16 protein-coding genes and 1 other RNA gene are annotated in these 20,207 nt (G+C 45.8%); 1 reads left to right on the plus strand and 16 read right to left on the minus strand.

Features of this window, described 5'->3' with window-relative positions; genetic code table 11:
• Positions 1-187: 187 nt before the first annotated feature.
• The 8 genes from ACRRQV_RS03930 to ACRRQV_RS03965 form a co-directional block, all read right to left on the minus strand.
• Positions 188-1,396 (minus strand): ABC transporter permease, encoded by a 1,209-nt coding sequence (locus ACRRQV_RS03930; RefSeq protein ID WP_432527896.1) that lies wholly within the window; start codon positions 1,394-1,396, stop codon positions 188-190.
• Positions 1,389-2,321, minus strand: a complete 933-nt coding sequence (locus tag ACRRQV_RS03935; RefSeq protein WP_432527898.1) for an ABC transporter ATP-binding protein — start codon at positions 2,319-2,321, stop codon at positions 1,389-1,391. The genes ACRRQV_RS03930 and ACRRQV_RS03935 overlap by 8 nt, the downstream gene beginning before the upstream one ends.
• Before the next feature lie 22 nt (positions 2,322-2,343).
• The gene (locus tag ACRRQV_RS03940; RefSeq protein ID WP_432527900.1) at positions 2,344-3,189 is read right to left on the minus strand and encodes an ABC transporter ATP-binding protein; all 846 of its coding nucleotides are present in this window, start codon (positions 3,187-3,189) and stop codon (positions 2,344-2,346) included.
• 3 nt (positions 3,190-3,192) lie between these two features.
• Positions 3,193-3,582: a GntR family transcriptional regulator gene (locus ACRRQV_RS03945; protein WP_432527902.1), complete on the minus strand. Its 390-nt coding sequence runs from the start codon at positions 3,580-3,582 to the stop codon at positions 3,193-3,195.
• Between the two features lie 15 nt (positions 3,583-3,597).
• Entirely contained in the window at positions 3,598-4,320 is a 723-nt protein-coding gene (locus tag ACRRQV_RS03950) for a hypothetical protein (protein WP_432527904.1), read from the minus strand.
• Between the two features lie 310 nt (positions 4,321-4,630).
• Positions 4,631-4,840, minus strand: a complete 210-nt coding sequence (locus ACRRQV_RS03955; protein ID WP_432527906.1) for a hypothetical protein — start codon at positions 4,838-4,840, stop codon at positions 4,631-4,633.
• On the minus strand, positions 4,837-5,589 hold the full coding sequence (locus ACRRQV_RS03960; protein ID WP_432527907.1) for an SDR family NAD(P)-dependent oxidoreductase: 753 nt from the start codon (positions 5,587-5,589) through the stop codon (positions 4,837-4,839). Before ACRRQV_RS03960 ends, ACRRQV_RS03955 begins: the two co-directional genes overlap by 4 nt.
• Positions 5,586-7,166, minus strand: coding sequence for an amidohydrolase (locus ACRRQV_RS03965; protein WP_432527909.1), 1,581 nt, complete (start codon positions 7,164-7,166; stop codon positions 5,586-5,588). The genes ACRRQV_RS03960 and ACRRQV_RS03965 overlap by 4 nt, the downstream gene beginning before the upstream one ends.
• Positions 7,167-7,363: 197 nt before the next feature.
• Here ACRRQV_RS03965 and ACRRQV_RS03970 point away from each other — a divergent pair, with 197 nt between their 5' ends.
• Entirely contained in the window at positions 7,364-8,707 is a 1,344-nt protein-coding gene (locus ACRRQV_RS03970; RefSeq protein WP_432527911.1) for a hemolysin family protein, read from the plus strand.
• Between the two features lie 49 nt (positions 8,708-8,756).
• Here ACRRQV_RS03970 and ACRRQV_RS03975 read toward each other — a convergent pair whose 3' ends face one another.
• The 8 genes from ACRRQV_RS03975 to gpsB all read right to left on the minus strand — a co-directional run bounded on the left by ACRRQV_RS03975 (position 8,757) and on the right by gpsB (position 20,175).
• Positions 8,757-9,686, minus strand: coding sequence for a sulfurtransferase (locus ACRRQV_RS03975; RefSeq protein WP_432527913.1), 930 nt, complete (start codon positions 9,684-9,686; stop codon positions 8,757-8,759).
• A gap of 2 nt (positions 9,687-9,688) precedes the next feature.
• Positions 9,689-13,270, minus strand: a complete 3,582-nt coding sequence (locus ACRRQV_RS03980) for a dynamin family protein (RefSeq protein WP_432527915.1) — start codon at positions 13,268-13,270, stop codon at positions 9,689-9,691.
• 95 nt (positions 13,271-13,365) lie between these two features.
• Positions 13,366-14,124, minus strand: a complete 759-nt coding sequence (locus ACRRQV_RS03985; protein WP_432527917.1) for an SDR family NAD(P)-dependent oxidoreductase — start codon at positions 14,122-14,124, stop codon at positions 13,366-13,368.
• A gap of 117 nt (positions 14,125-14,241) precedes the next feature.
• A complete protein-coding gene (locus ACRRQV_RS03990; protein WP_432527919.1) occupies positions 14,242-15,744 on the minus strand; it encodes a carboxypeptidase M32 in 1,503 nt (500 codons plus the stop codon).
• A gap of 54 nt (positions 15,745-15,798) precedes the next feature.
• On the minus strand, positions 15,799-17,706 hold the full coding sequence (locus tag ACRRQV_RS03995; protein WP_432527921.1) for an ATP-dependent DNA helicase: 1,908 nt from the start codon (positions 17,704-17,706) through the stop codon (positions 15,799-15,801).
• Positions 17,707-17,760: 54 nt separating this feature from the next.
• The gene (locus tag ACRRQV_RS04000; protein ID WP_432527923.1) at positions 17,761-18,894 is read right to left on the minus strand and encodes a THUMP domain-containing class I SAM-dependent RNA methyltransferase; all 1,134 of its coding nucleotides are present in this window, start codon (positions 18,892-18,894) and stop codon (positions 17,761-17,763) included.
• A gap of 557 nt (positions 18,895-19,451) precedes the next feature.
• Positions 19,452-19,833, minus strand: an RNA gene (rnpB, locus tag ACRRQV_RS04005) — RNase P RNA component class B.
• 48 nt (positions 19,834-19,881) lie between these two features.
• Complete coding sequence (gpsB, locus tag ACRRQV_RS04010) at positions 19,882-20,175, minus strand: cell division regulator GpsB (protein WP_432527925.1); 294 nt, start codon at positions 20,173-20,175, stop codon at positions 19,882-19,884.
• Positions 20,176-20,207: the final 32 nt, after the last annotated feature.

Genomic DNA, 20,207 nt, shown 5'->3' on the forward strand with positions numbered 1-20,207 from the left:
AAAAGACTGTTCTTTTACGAATCGCCTTTTTGGCTACGGGCAAATTTCGCTGTGCCAACTGCTTATAATAAAGTTGTACGTTTTATTTAAAAGACAGAGAAGTTGCTAATTTAAAGCAACTCCCTGTCTTTTCATTTTCTTTTATTTGCGATTCAATATTCCGCAAATCAATTGCGTAAGTTTTTTGTCATGCCCGGATCCATTTCCAGATTTCACCCGGAGTCGCGTTCTTGCCGTACATCAGAATGCCGATTTTGAAGATTTTTCCGGCAAGTTTCATAAAGACTAAAACGCTGACAGCAAGAATGGCGATGGCGGCTATGATCTCCCCCCATGGCCATGCTTCAAGGAGCGACAGTCTCAAGATTAAAACACCGGGCGATGTAAACGGAATATAGCTTCCTAGCTGAGACCAGAATCCACTCGGGTTGCTGAAGACAGGCCCAATGAATAGGAACGGGCTAAAGGGAAGCATCATGACCAGGCCCTGGAAGTTCCCGGCTGTCGAAATATCGGCCATCGTCGCGCCGATTCCAACGAACAGTGCCGCATACAGCAAGTAGCCGAGAATCGAAATAAGCAACAGCACGAGCAGTTCCGGCACCAAGAGATACTCAATGACCGGAAAATCGATTTTCCAAAGAAGCACTGGCAGCGCGATCACAATAAAAACGACGACCTGAATGAGGCCGAGAACAAAATAGCCGATGATTTTGCCTTGCATCAGTTCCGCTGGTGTCAGGGACGAAAGGATGATCTCCGCAATCTTGTCTTTCTTCTCCTGAGAAGCGCTTTGGAAAATCGCCATTCCGGTGAAAACGATCGACAGCATCACAACAGCAGCGAATGCGCCTGGGATTATACGTTGCAACAGCTTTTCACTGAATAGTCCGCTTTCTTCTGTTTCCACGGAAGCGTCTTTAAAGACGACGCCTTGCGAGACTACTTCCGCCTCCTCCAGCGTTAACCCGAGCTGTTCGAACTGCACCACCTGCAGCGGCCCGCCTAGAACTTGGACTTCATCCATAAAAGAGGAGCTGGTGTTTTCGTTTGTGTAAACAGCAACGGTGCCGGTTTCGACCGACCGTTCGTCGATGAAGACATACGCTGCATCTTCTGCACCTTCAATCACTGAAGCGGCTTCCTCTTTTGCAGCGTCCGTTTGTTCCATGTGCCATTCCGTATTCGATGCGGCCGCTTCCAATTGTTCGTATACGCCGAGCTGGTCATTTACATAGACCGTGGTTGTAGCCGCTTCATCATCCGATCCGAAAAGGTCCGGCAGCAGGAAAAATGCCAGGAAAATGACCGGCGTCAGAATCAGGCCAATGATGAACGACTTGCTTTTCATATTGCGCTTGATCTCCCACTTGGCGACTTTCATGGTGTTACGCATGCACTTCACCCGCTTCCTTCAATAAATTCTTGTCGGTGGCGATATCAATGAAAATCTCATGAAGTGAGATCCGATCAATAGAAAGCTCCTGGATATCGAGTTCCTCCGGAAGGCCTTTCAGCCATACAGCAGGCTGGACATGTTTCGATAAATACAGCACAGCTATTTCGCCGCTCTGCTCCACCCGTTCAACTTCCGGAAGGTTTTCCAGCAACATGCGGCTGTTGCCTCCGTGGATGGTGCATTTGAAATTGGCGTATTCTTTTTTCACGTCTTTCAATGTTCCGTAAATCACTTTTCTCCCGCGATGGATCAAAAACAGGCGGTCCGCCATTTCCTCAACAAGATTCATCTGATGCGAAGACAGCAGAATCGCTGTTCCTTTCTCGGCCAGAGAACGGATTTCATCTTTGAACAGTTCCTGGCTGACAGGATCGAGCCCTGAAAAAGGTTCGTCCAGAATCAACAGTTCCGGTTCATGAAGTACAGAAGCGATAAACTGAACTTTCTGGCCCATTCCTTTTGACAGCTCCTCGACCGAAACTTTTTCTTTGCCTTCCAAACCGAATTTTTTCAAGTACTCAAGCGCGCGTTCTTTGGCGCGGTTCAGCGGGTAATCTTTCAGCTCCGCAAGATACAGCAGGATATCCATCACTTTGACGTTTTTATAAAGGCCGCGTTCTTCCGGCAAATAACCAATTTTATTGCGTGGGATTTCTTTGGTGGTGCTGTTTCGGAAAGTGATGGTTCCTTCATCGGGATACATGATGCCCATAATGTTGCGAATCGTCGTCGATTTTCCTGCCCCGTTCGGCCCCAGCAGTGCCATGATCTCCCCTTTTTTTACTTCAAATGAAATATTCGATACGATTTTCTTGCCTTTGAATGATTTTCCCAAATCTTCTACAGCGAGCATCGTTTCCATTTCACTCATCCTTTCTAGTTTTTTATTTCAGCAGCAGACTGAGGATTTCTTCCATTTCCAGCGCCTTTTCGTCAATGATGCTGCTATCTTGTTCAATAAAGTACAGTTCCGTTGCTTCAGGATTTTCGGATATCAGCTGTTTTTCCGACCGGAAAAGTTCTCCCGGCACGGGTCCAGCTGGCATTTCCTCTAGCCAGTAGCGACGGAAACCTGCAGCAAGCATGTCCTTCTCGTAATAGCCGGCAGCCTTGCCATCCCTCATCAGGAAGAGGTAATCGGCTAATTTGCGAAGGTCTTCCGGCTGATGGGTCGTCAAAAGGATTGAACGTTCTGCTTTCTCCATCCAGTCGACAATCAGATCCATGAATTGTTTTTTTGACGGTATATCCAGCGACGCCGTCGGTTCATCCAGGATAAGAAGAGCAGTATTCCTCGGCAATGCAAGCGACAAGCTCATCTTTTTCTGCATGCCCGGCGACATTTTGCCGAAACGTTTATCGAGCGGAATGTTGAATAATTCTACCATGTGTTCAAAAAGCGCTTCATCCCAGTTTCCATATAAAGGAGCAATCAGCCTTTTCAAATCCCTTCCTGTATAGGCGTTCCAACCGACTGCGTTTTGCGGCTGAAATGTGATATGCCTTTTCCAACTTTCATCTTTTCCATCAACTGGTTTGCCAAAGACCTGAATTCCGCCTCCATCCAAGTTTGCCAGATTCATGATAAGTTTCAGCAAGGTGCTTTTGCCCGAACCGTTGTTGCCGACAAGTGCCGTTATGGTTCCCGGTTCAATTGCCAGAGTGATTGGACCTAGTTGGAAGTCATCCATTTTTTTACTCGCATCTTTTATTTCAATCCATGCAGGCATCGGTCATTCCCCTTTCTCCAATTTGCTCAAAGTTTCCGTAAAAACCGATTTGATTTCCTCGGAAGTATAGTCATAATCCATCGCATTCCGAATAGCCCGTTCGAATTCCTCTTTAACCGAAGCAGTCATCACTTTTTGCTTCATCGAGTTTTGTATTTTCGCCACAAAAGTTCCTTTGCCATGCACCGTTTCGATGAAGTCTTGTGATTCCAGATCCTGATAGGCTCGGCGTATCGTAATGATGCTGATCTCCAGGTCTTTCGATAGCGCCCGGATCGAAGGAAGCGGTGTCCCTGCCGGCAAATGCCCTCCTGCGATCAATGCTTTCAGCTGCTTTTCAACTTGGTGGTAAATGGGTTCACGAGAATCTTTGGATATACGTATCGGCAGCACAAGCAGGACCTCCTCTCACAAGTAATCTGTTTTCTTTATCGTTTTTCTCATATCTGCCTGCCAATAGTTCCATCCGGCCACGCATAAGACGATAGCCGCAATGACTGACAGCAGCGTCCAATCTGCAGCAATGAACATAGTCCAATGGACGAAGCCCTTATCCGACAGCAGCGGGAACAAGATGTAAAATGCGGCGACGCCGATCAAGAGGCACACAAGTGACAGTATGATGGTTTTCGTTTTGAAATTCCCGCCTGCCTCACTCGCTGCCATGATAAAGCCAATGGAAACCGATAGACTCAGCCAAATCAGCACAAAGGCAATATAAGCGGCTGGCGTCATCATATTCCGGAAATTTTCCGACAGCAGCGGCATCGCGATGAACAAGATTAACTGGAACGGAAATGAGCAAAACGCATGGATGATGAAGCGGCTTTTGACGATGATATCTTTCAAAATCGGCAGCTGTTGCAACATGATAATCGATGGAGATGTCCATAAATCCCCATCCATCTTCTGCATCTGAAACTCCTTGCTTTTCATCCAAGCTGGGAAAATGAAGAAAATCAGCAAAAACAATAAATCAAAAAATGCAAATTCGCCTTCCAGGTATACATCGAACGACAACATGAAAATCAGGCTCATGGCAGTATAGAAGGCCAATATCAGCAAAAAGTTTTTCACCGAAGCTTTCATTTCATAAGCTGCCAGCCGGTAAGCTTGTTTCCATTTATTCATACCCAACACTCCTTTTTAACTGTTATACTGTTTATACTCATATACACAGTAACAAACCACTTGCAGAGTTGTCAAACAATTTTATGAATTTGAAGAAAATATGGATCCGATAATTTTATCAATTAACCCTGTGCAAAATTTCATCTTTCCGAACGCCTCAAAAAGAGTTGAAAACGACAAAAAAACGTTCTTAAAGTGCTTTGGCACATTTACGAACGTTCTCTTATTCCGACTATTTTTTTAATGAACAAGTTTATAACTTTATCTAAAACACAAGATTTTCAATGACTGATACGACTTATTAGTTCCTTCATGATTTCTTATTCTGCATTTCTTCGACAAGGCTTCGGTATTTATCAAAATCAAATTCCACGCTGTTTGGCTTATAGAAAAACAAAATCGCTTCTTTTTCGCCTTGTGCGAGCATGTGGGACACTACCGCTTTCGGACTCGCCAAATCGACGCCTGCTTGATCGGCTTGCGCCAATTTCTCCTTGATTTCTTCCCTTGTAACGTTCATTCGGTTATGTTCCTTTCTTGTGGCATACTCGGCAAATTTCGCAAATCCAAAATGGTTGGTAGCGTCCGGAAATCTCGCCGTTCCATCATTTCGATTAAATGGAAAGCTGTGGCTTTTGCAGAACTAAGCTTGCCGGAGTCTTTATAGTCCTGGAACCGCTCAAGCAGCGGAAAATCACTTTCACTGCTTGAGCGGATCCGGCTTTGCATGTCGGTGTCGATGATACCGGGTGCGACGGAAACGACTTTTACTTGGTCATTTTCCTCGTCCAAACAGGCGCTGAAATGGTCCAGCCCTGCTTTTCCCGCACAATAGGCGCTCCAGCCTTTATAGGTATGGCGCCCGGCTCCAGAGGAGATATTGACAATCGATTTCACTGCATCGTTTCCCTTGAATGCTTGCAAAAAAGCCGAACAGAGCAACATCGGAGCCGTTAAGTTCAAGGAAATGCTCGCTGCAATCGCCTCAAGCTCATTATTTTCAGCAAATCCGATCGGCTCGATTGTTCCTGCGTTGTTGATCAATGTAAGGGCGCTGATTTCTGCTGGCAGCGCTTGGGAAACGGCAGCCATTAATTCTGCAATGTTGTCCGTTTTTGTTAAGTCAAACGGAAAAAAAACAGTTCCTGGCCAGTTTTCTTCTGCAGTCCGGGCGATTCCGATGACGAATGCCCCTTTACCGGCCAACTGGCGACAGAGTTCCAAGCCAATGCCTTTTGAAGCGCCTGTGATGATAAATGCTTCCATCATACCGTTTCACTTACTTTCTGGTACATGATTTCGCCCGCAACCACCGTCATTTCCACTTGCGCTTCAAGAATTTGTTCTTCTTTTCCTTCAAACAAATCACGGTCAAAAATGGTGAAATCAGCATCAAAACCGGCTAGAATTTTGCCGCGTTCATGCTCTCGGCAAATCGCCGCAGCACTGCCGCTGGTATACAATTGAATCGCTTCAAAACGCGTGAATTTTTCTTCCGGCAAAAAGCCTTCTGACTGTGTATAAGGATTTTTTCTAGCAACCGCCGCGTAAATGCCGAGGCGTGGATCCACTTCTTCAATCGGCGCATCGGAACCGCCTGCCAAAATCAAACCGCTTTCCAATAATTTTTTCCAGGCATACGACCATTCCATGCGTTCTTCACCGAGTCGTTCGACAACCCATGGAAAGTCTGAAGTAACAAAGCTAGGCTGCAAATCCAGAATGCAGTCGATTTTTTGCATGCGTTCGACTAAGTCTTGGCGTACGACAACAGTGTGGATCAAACGGTCACGTTTGCCTGATGGAACTGGGTGCTTTTCAATCGCATCCAGTGCTTTTTCCAATCCGAGGTCGCCAATTACGTGAATCGCAATCGCTTCTCCGTGCTTCCGGGCAGTGGCCACAAGCTCTGCCAGTTCTTCATCACTGTGGATAGCCACTCCGCTCGTAGACGGATCGTCGTTGTAAGGCTTGCTGAGTAAAGCGGTTCTGCCGCCAAGTGCGCCATCCGCAAATATTTTCATGGCGCCCGGTTCCACAAACGGTTCTGCGTATTCGGCACTTTCCATCATTTTTTCAAACTGGCTGTGCGCCCGCAGCAGATTCGCGCGGAATTTCACTTTTCCGTTGATGACATTCTTAAACGCCTGCAACGGGCGGGAATAATCGCCGTAATAGCCCATGTCTTCAGTATGGCCGCCCGTCAAACCGAGCGCCAGCAAATTTTCGACGGACAAATGCAACGCACGGGTCAAGTAATCGACGCTTACTTCCGGCACTTGTGCAGTGACGATATCTTGCGCCGCATCCAGCAAATAGCCTGTCGGTTCGCCGTCCGCATCGCGGACAATCACACCGCCTTCTGGGTCCGGTGTGTTTTTAGTAATTCCTGCTAAAGCTAGCGCGCTGGAGTTAGCTAATACCGCATGCCGGCAAATCCGCTTTAAGATCATTGGCGACTCTGTAATTTCATCCAATTCGTTGCGGTGGAAAATTTTCCGATCCGGAAAATTGTTTTCATTCCAGCCTTCTCCAATAAACCAATCGTTTTTCACAATGCCCGCTGTTGCTGCCACCAAGCGTTCTTTCATTTCTTCGGCCGATGTGATTTTCGATAAGTCGACGCGAAGCAATCTTTCACCGTGGCCAATCATGTGCAAATGGCTGTCAACCAATCCCGGATAAACCACTTTTCCTTGCAAATCGATTTCTTGATCTGCTTCGTTTTTTAGTTCTTCATATGTACCAAGCTTGGCTATCTTATCGCCGGCAACTAAAACCGCTTCCACTGTTTCGCCTTCTGCCGCCATCGTATAAATTTTGCCCCCGTGCCATAACACGTTCATGTGACCACTCCTTTTCTCTTTCATTATCATAATTCCATTTTCGGTTGCAGACAATATAATTGATTTGAAAAAGTCAAAAAAGTTCTTTATGATATGCAGTAATTCCAAACTTATCAAAAGAAAAAGGCGAATTAATATGGTATACTAATTTTTATCTATAGAAAGCAGAGGTGAACCCTTCAAGCCGAAGGGACGAATTGGACAGTATACTTATTTTGAATTTGTTTTTAGTCGTTTTGCTTATTGCGCTTACTGCGCTATTTGTCGGTTCGGAATTCTCCATCATCAAAGTGAGAATGTCCCGTATTGAACAATTGATATCAGAAGGCAATAAAGGAGCGCAGCGAACAAAAAAAATCATCGATAATTTGGATTACTATCTTTCTGCTTGCCAGCTCGGCATTACCGTTACAGCGCTTGGACTCGGCTGGCTTGGTGAACCGACAGTGGAAAGAATTTTGCATCCGGTTTTTGATAATTTTGCGATAGGGGAAACGACATCGTCCATTCTTTCAATCGCGATTGCTTTTACAGTTATTACGTACGTGCACGTGGTCATCGGTGAATTGGCGCCGAAAACGCTAGCCATTCAATACGCAGAAAGTATGGCGTTGTTTTTCTCTCGGCCTTTGATTCTTTTTGGGACCATCATGGGACCGTTCATCTGGCTGATGAACGGCTCTGCCCGATTGTTTTTGCGCATGTTCGGCATTGAACCTGCTGGGCACGAACAAGCACATTCAGAGGAAGAACTGAAAATCATCATGACGCAAAGCTATCAAAGCGGGGAAATCAATCAAACTGAACTATCGTACATGCAAAATATTTTTTCGTTTGATGAACGGATGGCCAAGGACATTATGCTGCCGAGAACTCAAATGGAAACGATTTCCCTCGAAATGAATCATAATGATTTGATGGATATTGTTCGGGACAATCAGTACACCCGATATCCGGTCACTGAAAATGGGGATAAAGACGACATCATCGGCTTTATCAACATGAAAGAAATGCTGACAAATTACACGTTTAAACAGGACTTGAAAGAAAGTGCCGTTGTGCACGATATTCCGTTTGTCCATGAAATGGCGCCGATTCAAGATGTCTTGCGAAAAATGCAGAAAGAACGCGTCCACATGGCCATCGTGATCGACGAATACGGCGGTACGGCCGGCGTTATTACAATGGAAGATATTTTAGAAGAAATTGTCGGAGAAATCCGAGATGAGTTTGATGAAGATGAACAAGAAGACATTAAAGCAATTGATGCCAATAACTATTTATTGAATGGCCGTGTGCTGCTGTCTGACTTGGAAGACCGATTCGCCCTTGTCTTTGACGACAGCGAAGACGTCGACACCATCGGCGGCTGGATTCAATTGAAGAACACCGATATTCATGAAGGCGGCTCAGTCACTATGCCGAATTTTTCGGTGACGGTGAAAGAAATGGAAAACCACCAAATCATCAGCGTCTTATTGACCATCCATACCGATACAAACGATTCAGCGAAAGAATTAGCCGATTTAAACATAGAATGAAAAAATCCCCACCGCCTTTTCAGGCGGTGGGGATTTTTTTGTTAGCGGGTTATTTCTTTTCAATCTGAGATTTTTCGTATTCGAATTTTTTCATGAGCATTTCACCCGAATAGCCTTCTTTGATGAGTCTCGCTAAAATGACTTTCGTTTCACTATCTGCTGCTTCGGGGTAGTCCTCGCGGTCAAATTCAACAACGTTTTCTTCATCTATAATCCAATCAGAAAAACTGCCCGTGTATAAGCGAATGTGGCCATGGCCTTTTTCGGCGAGCATGGCATAAAGGGCAGCCGCAGTGACTCCGCTGCCGCAATAAACGATTGCTGGCTCGTGCTGTTGGACAACATCTGAAAAATCGACATCCACTTGGAATTCGTTTCGGCTAACCAGCTGCTCCCAATCAAAATTGCGTGCTCCTGGAATTCGCCCCGCCACCTTGTCAATTGGTTCTTCCAAGCCCATATAACGTTCTGGTGAACGGGCATCCACGAGAACACCGAGCTCTTTGCCGTCAATGACGTTTTTCACATAAGAGCGGTCCGCATACAGCTGATCTTGGAATTTCGGTTCAACAGAAGTGGGTGTAAATTCCGGCACTTCGCTGCTGGTGGTGATTCCTTGTGCTTTCAACGCCTCAAAACCTTTTTTGCTGATGAGCACTTGTTCAAATCCCGCGTATTTTAACAGCCACCACGCACGCGCTGCATATGGCGAACCGCCTTGGTCATAAACGACAACCGCATCGTTCGTCGACAATCCACTGGTGCGGATCAAGCGAACCAAATGGTCTTTTGATGGCATTGGATGGCGTCCAGCGCCGGACGCCATATCCGATAGATCCGTCTCAAGGTCCCAAAAAATCGCTCCTGCTACATGCTCCTCGTTATACCAGCTTCTGCCCGTTTCTGAATTCCCTAAATCAAATCTTGTGTCGATCCATCGGTAATTGGTAGTATCAGTCGTTTCGATAAATACGTTCATCGTTACACCCTTTCTTCCGTCAAATTTGAAAACCGCTGTTTCCATTGCGCCAACTGTTCTTGTTCTTGCAACAATGTGCGTTCGGAATCGAGCTGATCGACCGCTTGGCGCAATATATGCTGCCGTAAGCCTTCCGCTTCTTGTTCGATCCAAAACTCCGCCCATTCAGCAAGCTTGCCTTTTTCAGCAGTTAAATACGATTGGGCATCCGGTTCCATTAACCCCTGCAACGCATCACGCAGTTTTTCTTTTTCATTTTTCTCGAAAAAGTTTTTATTGTTTTTATAGTACGATTTGACAGACGAATAATCCGCTGTTTCAAACGGCTTGTCTATCGTCAACATGGCGGCGTCTTCTGTTTCATACGGCGTAAATGAAAATGCCGAATTCAGCTCTTTTAGCTTTTGGGCATCGTCTTTAAAACGAGCGGCCAACTTTTTCTCGATAAATTGCGCCAAACGGAAATTCGTGACACGCAATTCTTGTTCAAAATCAAAGCCTATCATATTGGCGATTTCTTTCAATGCCGAATCAAGCGCTTGCTGCGGTGGTTTATTATTAAAAACTGCTGGGTTGAACGCTTCTTTGAAAAAATCGTTAAAGCGGTAAAAAACCCGCTGATTGACGTAATACAGAAGTTCCCCCAATTCCTGGTTGGCTTCTTTTGTTAACAATTTTGCGATTGATGCGCTGAACATGATGCGCAGTTGTTGCTCCAAGCGCTTCAGTTCTTCCAAACGCTCGTCTTTGCGCAAGAGATTCTGTTCCGTATGTTCGATCAAATCATGCAGCCGTTCGACTGTTTTTTGAATTTCTTCCCCCAGTGCTTGGACAGCCATGCCTTTCAATTCTTCATCCAAGAACGTCTGGAACGCCGCTTCGAACTCGTTCATGCCAGACGTTTCTTTATCGGACAACGCCAGCAAGCTGGAGACGCCATAAAGCCGAGGGAATCGGATCCCAAAACGCTGCAGCTCATTTTGGACATAGCTGACAACTGCGTCTTTTTCTTCTTTGTTATTGGCCAAGTCGATGGCGTTGACAATAAAGAACATTTTATCCATTTCAAATGCATCTTTGACCCGTCCAAGCTGAATCAAAAACTCCCGGTCGGCACGTGCAAACGCGTGATTGTAGTACGTGATGAACAAAATGGCGTCGGCATTGCGGATGTATTCGAATGCCACGTTTGTGTGGCGGGCATTGATCGAATCGGCTCCCGGCGTGTCCACGATGGTCACTCCATTCCGCGTCAATTCGCAATCAAAATAAAAATCGATTTCGTCGACGAAACAGCTTTTTTCTTCTTGTGCCACATACTGTCCAAATTCTTCCCGGTTTGCACGCAGCGTTTCACCTAAACGGTTTTTAAAAAGCGGGTAGCCTTTTTGGAAAGCTGAAACAAAGGATTTGTGGACTTGCTGTTCGGTTGCGGCATTTTCCGGAACCGATGAAGCTTTTGCATACGCATCGTCCAATGTAGTAATTTTAATGCCTAGAGCTTGGAATGAAATGCGGACATCATCGGTCAATTGCGCCGCGGTTTTCAAGCGGACATCTGCCGTTTCATGCGGATGGTTTTCTGTTACTGGGCGGATTCGATTGATGGTGGCCGTTGTCGGGTTTGGCGATACCGGCAAAACCTTTTCGCCGAGCAGCGCATTGGAAAATGACGATTTGCCGGCGCTGAATGCACCAAATAATGCAATCGTGAATTCTTGCCCTTCCAGCCTTGCCGCCTTCCGCTTTAAGTAGTTGGCGGTTTCGGCAAATCCTTTGATCGGCGCTACCGCTTCCGCCGTTTTCAAAGCCCGGGCAATCACATTTTGTTCATCAAACGCAGCAGCGCCCGTTCCTTGTTCTATTTGTTCACGTTCGTCAACGAGATCCGTTTCTGCTTTTAGCATCGAAGGGTCAAACTGCAGCATGTCTTCGATGGAAACTTGGAAATCCTGTTGCCATTTGCGTATGGTTGTTTCAGCTGCAGCTTGTTGAGATGGCAGCATGGCAGAAAACGCGCGTTTGACTTTGCCGATTTGTTCATCCATTTCTTCTAAAGTCTGGATAGCCAGCATTTTTCGGTTTAATTGGCCGGCCTTCATGTCGATTTCCGTGCTAGCGTCATCTGACAAACCTTCAAATTTTTCTTTTTGTGCTTTTTTCCAGCTATCGGTTTCTTTAATAAACCATTTCTGGACGGCAGCCGAGATATTGTTGGCAAAATTCAGCACCGCATCTCCTGATAAAGTGGCGCCTTTCGGGATTTGATCTTCCACAACTGAAAACGGCACAGGGAACGCCATTTCATCAATTGTCAGCGATTCTTCATCGGTCAGCAAGTTCGCGTCTTTCAAAGACCATTTCATCAATTTTTTTAAATGAGTCGAGATTTGGGATTCGGCTATTGTCGCCAACCGCTCTTCCACTTCGTTTTTGCGGAAGTCGCGCTCTTCTTGCGTCTTTTTGCCGCTGAACAACATGCCAACTTTAAAATTCGGCTGCACGGATTCCAAATACGCAGTCAACGCGTTGCGCAATTCGTATGGCATAATGTTCGCATTTTCTACAAGTGCTTTCCGGTCTTTTTCAAAGTTTGATTGCCAATCGCCAAAATCTAGAACGGATATCCGGCGTGATACTTGCGCCATTTCTTGTTTTACATCGTCCCGCATTTGCCATTCTTCTTCGGACAAAAACGAAGAAAACGCCTGAAGCCGCTCCATCTTTTCTTCTTCTAAAAACTGCAGGTGTTCGTCTTTTAGCTGCTGCAGCGCTTGCTGCGCCGCAGCGTCTGCGTTGCCTTTCCAGCCTTCCATGGCAGAAGACACCAGGCTTTTCACATTGTCGAAATCGTTGCCAGGAAACGCATGGTCTTTCAAAGAAGTGAAAAAGATGCCTTTTGGAGCAACGCCCCAAGCTGCAAACGAATCGTATACCGATTTCTGGAAGTCGGAAAAACTCAATTCTTTCGCTTGGTGTTTATCAATTTGGTTGACGATCAAGTAGACGTCCGTGTATTTTTGCAATTCTCTCGTGAAATTGAAATTGAGTTCCGACTGGACATGGTTATAGTCCATGACGTAAAACACCATATCGGCTACGTGAAGCGCCGATTCGGTCGACATTCGGTGCGCATCGTCCGTGGAGTCGACGCCTGGCGTGTCCATAACGGTGATGCCTTCCGGCAAGACTGATTCTTTATGGCCGATTTCAATTTGTGTCACGTCGCCGCTTTTGCAGAACGCTTTAACCGCTTCAAAATCATAGTTTTCAGGAAAATAAACCGGTGTTTCGTTTTTCCGGTTGACGATGGCGAAATCCGCTTCCGCTTTTTGCACATTGACGATATTCGCACTCGTCGGAATCGGGCTTGATGGCAATAAGGTTTCCCCTGTCAACGCGTTAATCATCGACGATTTCCCTGAAGAAAAATGCCCGGCAAAGCCAATGATAAAATTGTTTTTCAGCACTTTTTTGGCAAATAGCTCTGCTTTTGCCGCTCGTTCACTGTCTTCGTTTTCTTCAAAAATATGATAAAGCCGAGCTGTTTCGATTAATTCTTTTTGGTGGTCTAAAGCTGTCATTTGGTATCTCCTTCTACACATACTGTTCCTATCATAGCATTTTTTCCCGGCGAACGAAAAAAATCCCTTCCAAAAAGGAAGGGATTTCTCTTTGGTCAAGAAAAACCGTGAATGCTCATTCCGCCGTCAACGAATAATGTTTGGCCAGTTATGTAGCTTGCCGCATCCGATGCCAAAAATACGACGGGCGATGCCACTTCAGGAAGTTCCCCAACACGTTTCATCGGCGTAACAGCCAAGATTGAATTCAAGTAGTCTTCATCATTCAATAATTTCTCGGTCAGTGGAGTTCTGAAATACCACGGGCCGATTGCGTTGACCCGGATGTTCGCCGGCCCCCATTCCATCGCCATCACTTTGGTCATTTGAATAATCGCCGCTTTGGAAGCCGCATAGACAATACCTGTTTTCAGCGCGCGTTCCCCGCCGACTGAACTAATGTTGACGATGGATCCGCCGGCTGCCATTTTTTTCGCTGCTTCCTGTGAAAACATAAAAACGCTTTGTGCGTTCGTATCCATGATTTTATGCCATTCTTCATCTGTGGCGTTCGCCAAACTGGATCTGATGTTCATGCCGGCATTGTTAACAAGCACATCCACCGCCCCAAACTGTTCAATGGTTTTGTCAACTGCTTGCCTGATTTGTTCCCGGCTTGTAATATCGGCTACGCAATAGCTGGTCCGCTCATTGTCGATTTCCGCTTGCACTTCTTTTAAATCCGACTCGGTCCGAGCAACTAGCATGACGTTTGCGCCCGCTTCCGCGACGGCTTGCGCAATAGCTTTTCCAATTCCTTTTCCTGCCCCTGTGACAATAGCGGTTTTTCCTTCTAAACTAATCGATTTCAACATAAAATCCCCTCCTTTTTTCATTATAATCAAAAACCAAAAATTTTGTTTCATTGACTCTTCGAACTCGGCTAAGGAAAAAAGCCTTGAAGCAATTAGCTTCAAGGCTTTTCCGTCAAATTATGTCAGCTGGTAAATTTTCGAGTATTTGTCTTCCAAGTACGCAGCCAAATGCCCGGCGTTCAAGCCTTCGCCTGTGGCGTCCTGCAAAATTTCCAGCGGTTTTTTCATCGCGCCGTGCTGGTGGATATGGGTCGTCAGCCATTCGCGGATTGGCGTAACGTTGCCGTCTGCCAACAGTTCATCATAATTCGGCAAATCTTTCAGCAAGGCGTTTTTAAACTGGGCGGCATAAATATAGCCGAGGGCATAAGACGGGAAATAGCCGAAGCTTGCGCCTGCCCAGTGGACATCTTGCAAAACGCCTTCTGCGTCGTTTGACGGGCGGACGCCCAAATATTCTTCGTATTTATCGTTCCATAGCTGCGGCAGATCCGCGACTTTCAAATCGCCGTTGAACAAGCCTTTTTCCAGTTCATAGCGAATCATGATATGCAGGGCATACGTCAGTTCATCGGCTTCGATCCGGATCAGCGATGGTTTTGATTCATTGATGGCGCGGTAGTAATCTTTTTGATCAATGCCCTCGAATTGCTTCGGCGCATACGATTTCAGCAAATCAAAGTTTTTGGTCCAAAAATTTTCGCTGCGTCCGATAAAGTTTTCAAAAAACAACGACTGCGATTCATGGATGCCCATCGAAGCGCCGTCTTCAACCGGCATACCGGTCAGTTGTTCGCTGAAGTTCTGCTCATACAAGGCATGTCCGCACTCGTGCATCGTCCCGAATACAGCTGTCCGGAAATCATTTTCATCGTATGCTGTAGTGATGCGGATATCGTAGCGGTTGATGTTGATCATAAACGGATGCACCGTTTCATCCAAGCGGCCTGCTTCAAAATCATAGCCAAGCTGGCGAAGGATGTTGTTGCTCAACTCGCGCTGTGCTTGTTCAGAAAAATAGTCGTACAAAAACTTCGTTTCCGGTTTGTTCGGCGACTCCTGAATTTTTTTGACGAGCGGCACAATGCGGTCACGCAATTGGCCAAACACTTGATCAAGCACTTCAGTCGTCATGCCGGGCTCGTATTGGTCGAGCAGCGTGTTGTAAGGACTGCCGTTTTTCTCGCCCCAATAGCCGATCATTTTTTTCGTGCCAGCAACCAATTGTTCCAAATAAGGCTCAAAAAGCGAAAAATCCGCTTGTTCTTTCGCATCTTCCCAGACGGATTCCGCTTTTGCTTGCAGCACAACGAATTTTCTGTATTCTTCAGGCGGGACTTTTTTGCTCAAATTATAATCTTTGCGGGCTTCTTCAACCGAGCGGCGCATGACCGGCTCGAGCTCTTCTTTTTTCGCTTCTAGACTGGCGATTAGGTCGCCAAATTCATCGGATGTGGACAAATTGAACACTTCCGACGATAAAATGCCAATCGTTTCCGAACGCAGATCGGCGCCTTTTTTTGGCGCCCCCGTACGGAAATCCCAATAGAGAAGCGAAACGGCTTCATTGAATCCATTCATTTTCTTAAGATGTTCGATAAATTGATTTTCCAGCGACAAAGCAATCCCTCCAATAAGTTCTCAAACTAATTGTAGCATAAGAAGAGAGACTATTTAGAAATTTTCGGCAGGCACCGGTAAAATTGTTTGCCACAAATGTTCAAGTGCCAGCTCTTCTTCATTCACCAATAAATGAATTTCTCCGTAATCTTTAGACGTGCGGATCAAGCGGCCAATTCCTTGCTGGATGCGCAATTGCATAAACGGCAAATCGATATCTTCGAGCGGGTTTTCACTGAACTTGCGTTTGGCGTCAAATACCGGATCATGAGGCGGGAATGGCAAGTCGACGATGATCACTTTCGTCAGCGCTGCTCCTGGAAGATCGAGGCCTTCCCATAAGTGATACGAACAAAGCACTTGGAATTTGCCTTCTTGGAATTCTTTGACGACAGTCGACAGTTCACGGTCTCCTTCAAATTCGATTTTGTAGGCATGATCAAGCGGCAACGACTGCTTGAAACGTTCCATATCCAGTTTCGATTTGAACAAGACTAAGGTCTGATCGCCGGTGCTGAACAAATCGTAAATGCGCTGAAGTTTGTCGGTTTGTTCTAACGGGTGCTTGAAAATTTTCATGACGTCTCCATAATCGAACGGGGACGGCACCGAAAACTTCTGGTAATCCATGATGCCGAGGCTGTCTGACAAATAGCTGAAATCTTTTTGAATAGACAGTGTGGCAGAAGAAAAGACAATCGGCACTTTGCCGTCAAACAGCTTCTCGTCCAGGATATCGGTCACTAGGCGCGGCATGATAACGAGCGTTTCCACTTCGTCTTTTACTTCGAGCCAGTTGATCGCGTCCCCTTCTTCAACAAACAAACGCATGGAGAACGTGTAGGCATCAAAATACTCTTCAGCCATTTTCAATTCGTATTCCGGAATGGTATACAATTCCCCTTCAAAGACAAATTCTTCCATCATTAAATCGATGTGTTGCACCAATTCGTTGCCAAGTGCGATCAATTCCGGTTTTTTGTGAATGCCTTTTCGGTCTTCTTCGCTTGGAATGAGACAGCTGCGAAGCGTTTTGAAAAATTCATTGTGCAAATCGATGCTTTTTTCGATCATGTTTAAGGTTTTCTCGCGAACGCCGTCGACCATGATGCTTTCGGTGATTTCCAGCAAGGTCCGTTCCTGGACTTCATAAGTCAAAGCCCGTTGTGCTGAAAATTCCAGTAAATGCCCTTCATCCAAAACGATCAACGAAGTTTCCGGCAAAAGCGGCGTTTGCCCTTCACGCGTACGTGTTTCTTTTGTCCAAATATGCTCCATTAAAAAGTCATGTGAACAAATGACCAAATCGGTCGCTTCCCGGTAGTGGTTGCGGTGAATGGTTTGGCCGCATTTATTGCGCATTTCGCAAGCTGCACAATTTTGGATGGGGTGGTAGTTGACTTGCTGCCATTCTTCATCGGTTACCTCCGGGAAACTCGAACGTTCGCCGTAAGGATACATGTTCTGCATGGAATAAGTTTTATTGACAAATTCAGGCAGGCTTTCTTGGATTTCGTCCAAAAAATCGGCACCGCTGCGTTTTTGCGCGCCTTCAAGACGCTGCAGGCATAAATACTGGTCGCGCGATTTCGCTAACCGGACATCGAGATTCAAGTCAAACAAGTCGTTTAAGCGGTCGATATCGCCGCCTTTTTTCACAAGCTGTTCGATCAAGGTTTCGTCTGCACAGGAAATCAAAGCAGGGCGCCCTTTGTAGCGGGCATAAGCGATGGCAGGAAGCAAATAAGCCAAAGTTTTACCCGTGCCGACGCCGGCTTCTGCAAACAGGACCGCTTTGTCTTTTAAAGCTTGCTCGATTTGAAACGCCATGAAGATTTGTTCGTCGCGTTCGTCATAGCCTTTTTCCGGAAGCACATCGTAAAATATATCGCCGATCCATTCGCTGAGCGATTCAAAAAAAGTTTTGTCTTTCGTTAACGGAAATGGTATAGGTTGTCTCATAGAAGCTCCTCACAGAGAAACGGAAGGGCCAGTGCCCTTCCGTTCTCTACTCTTTTATTTTTTTGGGCTTTCTCCCCAGAACTGAAACAAGTCCGTCCGGATGAAACCGTTAAATAATTTTCGTTTTTTTGTAGCTGGCTGGCCATACAATGTTTCAAATCTGCCCATCGAAGACAGCATGTACACCGACCACGTCGGGTGTTTCGAAAACACATGCCCCATGTCGCTGATCATTTCTTCAATCACTTCGATTTCGCCGATCCGCTCACCGTAAGGCGGGTTACCAATGACGACGCCGTTTTCTTCTTGAGTTGTGAAATCTTTTACTTGTCGCTGGTCGAATTTAATCAAATCCGCAAAGCCCGCTTCACGTGCGTTTTCTTCTGCGATTTTAACCATGCGGTGGTCAATGTCGGTCCCTAAAATATTCAGCGGCTGGTCGTAATTGGCCAGTTCTTCAGCTTCATTTCGGGCATCTTCCCACCATTGCGGTTTGATCCATGGCCACGACTCGCTGTCAAAATCGCGGTTAAATCCAGGAGCGATATTTTGTCCGATCATCGCCGCTTCAATAGCGATCGTACCAGAACCGCAGAACGGATCCACAAATGGACGGTCCGGAGTCCAACGCGATAATTTCACAAGAGCTGCAGCCAGTGTTTCTTTCAATGGCGCTTCGCCTTGGTCCAAACGGTAACCGCGTTTATGCAGCCCTGCTCCGCTTGTGTCAATCGACAACTGAACTTTGTCTTTTAAAATGGAGACTTCGATTTTAAAGCGCGGACCCGATTCATCAAGGAATGAGTTGCGCGCATACGCTTTTTTCATCCGTTCAACAATCGCTTTTTTGACAATCGACTGGCAATTTGGCACGCTATACAGTGTCGATTTGACGGATTTCCCGGAAACCGGGAATTCTGCATCGACGGGGAGAAATTTTTCCCATTCAATGGCTTTGGTCTTTTCAAACAATTCATCAAATGTATACGCGTTAAATTCACCGGCAATGACTTTTACCCGGTCAGCTGTCCGGAGCCACAAATTCGCTTTGATGATGGCTTTTTCGTCTCCTTCAAAAAAGACTTTGCCGTTTTCGGTTTGGGTTTCAAAGCCCAGTGCTTTCACTTCATCGGCAACGATGGATTCCAGGCCCATGGCCGCAGTCGCTAGTAATTTATAAGTCGTCATAACAACGCCCTTTCTTGGTGCAAGATATTAACTATATATAAGTTGAACTTAATTATTAATATATAAGTTGAACTAATGATTCTCACTTGTAGATATTCCGCAAAACAACTGTGCTTTCCGCGGGCTCGCGCCGAACTAACTCGGGCTTTTTGCCCGAGTGTCGTGCACTTCATCGCTACGCTGCTCCCTTAGGAGTCTCCGCTGTTTTGCTCCATATCTTTTAGCTAACTAGCAGTAATAGAAGAACCATCCATATGATTTCTTGGGTAGCTAGAAATTTTTAGCTTCGGCGAGTCCAAGGGCTAGGCGAAGCAATAAGACGAGTGGTCTTCTAGGCTTATTGCTGGAGCCATGCCCAAAGCGACCGAAGCGGGGTGTAAAAGAATACTTCTTTGGTTCAACTTATATAGGTTGTACTAAAAATATTTTTAAAAAGCAGAAGGTTTCTGCTTTAGCAATAATTCCATCAAACTGCACATCTATGCGCATTTATTTAAATAAGTAGAAAAGCTCCCCATCCGGAGAGCCTTTGATAAGCATTTTAAAGCCACAAGAAATTCTATAAGCCATGTTTTGTTTCCACGTACTCAAACAGCTTTCGCCTCGTACTAGTGGACGGCAACCATCTATCTGCAAGACTAAACTTGCCTCTTCCTCAGTTCAGTTCCTTCAGAAAAGTGCCCCTACCATAATTTGGGTTTCTCACTCGCGGGGTTTACCTCGTTCCACCTGCATAATTTCTTATGCAGCTCCGTCACTGTGGCACCTTCAGGGTATTTCGGCCATATCCGAAGACTTAGGCGTTCTACCCGCCGTCAACTGCAAAGCAGCTGCCCCAGCTTATTGTTTCGCTGGGCGCGATCACTACGGCCATCGCAGGTCCGTGTGAGCATGGACTTTCCTCTCCAAGTCAAAAACTTGGAGCGATTGCCAGAATTTCAAATGGCTTTACTAGTATAAGCTATTTCACGAAAGAAAACAACGAATTTACTCGTTGTTCAACTTGTTGCCGAATACGTGATTTTCCAAATGAGACAAACGGCGCAAAATATCGAAGTTTGTCGTTCCTGGAACCGGTGTCGCTTGCTTTCTCGGCATATCTTCTATTTCTGAGCGCAGCCGGCGGTTTTCATTTTGCAATTGCTCAATTTTCTTTGCAAACACTTCATAGTCTTGAATGATTTCATCCAAAAAATGATCGACTTCATCTTGGTTATAGCCGCGCATGCCGGTCTTGAAATCTTTTTCTAAAATATCTTTAGCTGTGAATTTAGTGTCCATTTTTATCGTCCTTCCATTAAGGTGAAACTTCA

This window comes from Planococcus sp. YIM B11945 (assembly GCF_050864155.1).
Taxonomy (GTDB): Bacteria; Bacillota; Bacilli; order Bacillales_A; family Planococcaceae; genus Planococcus.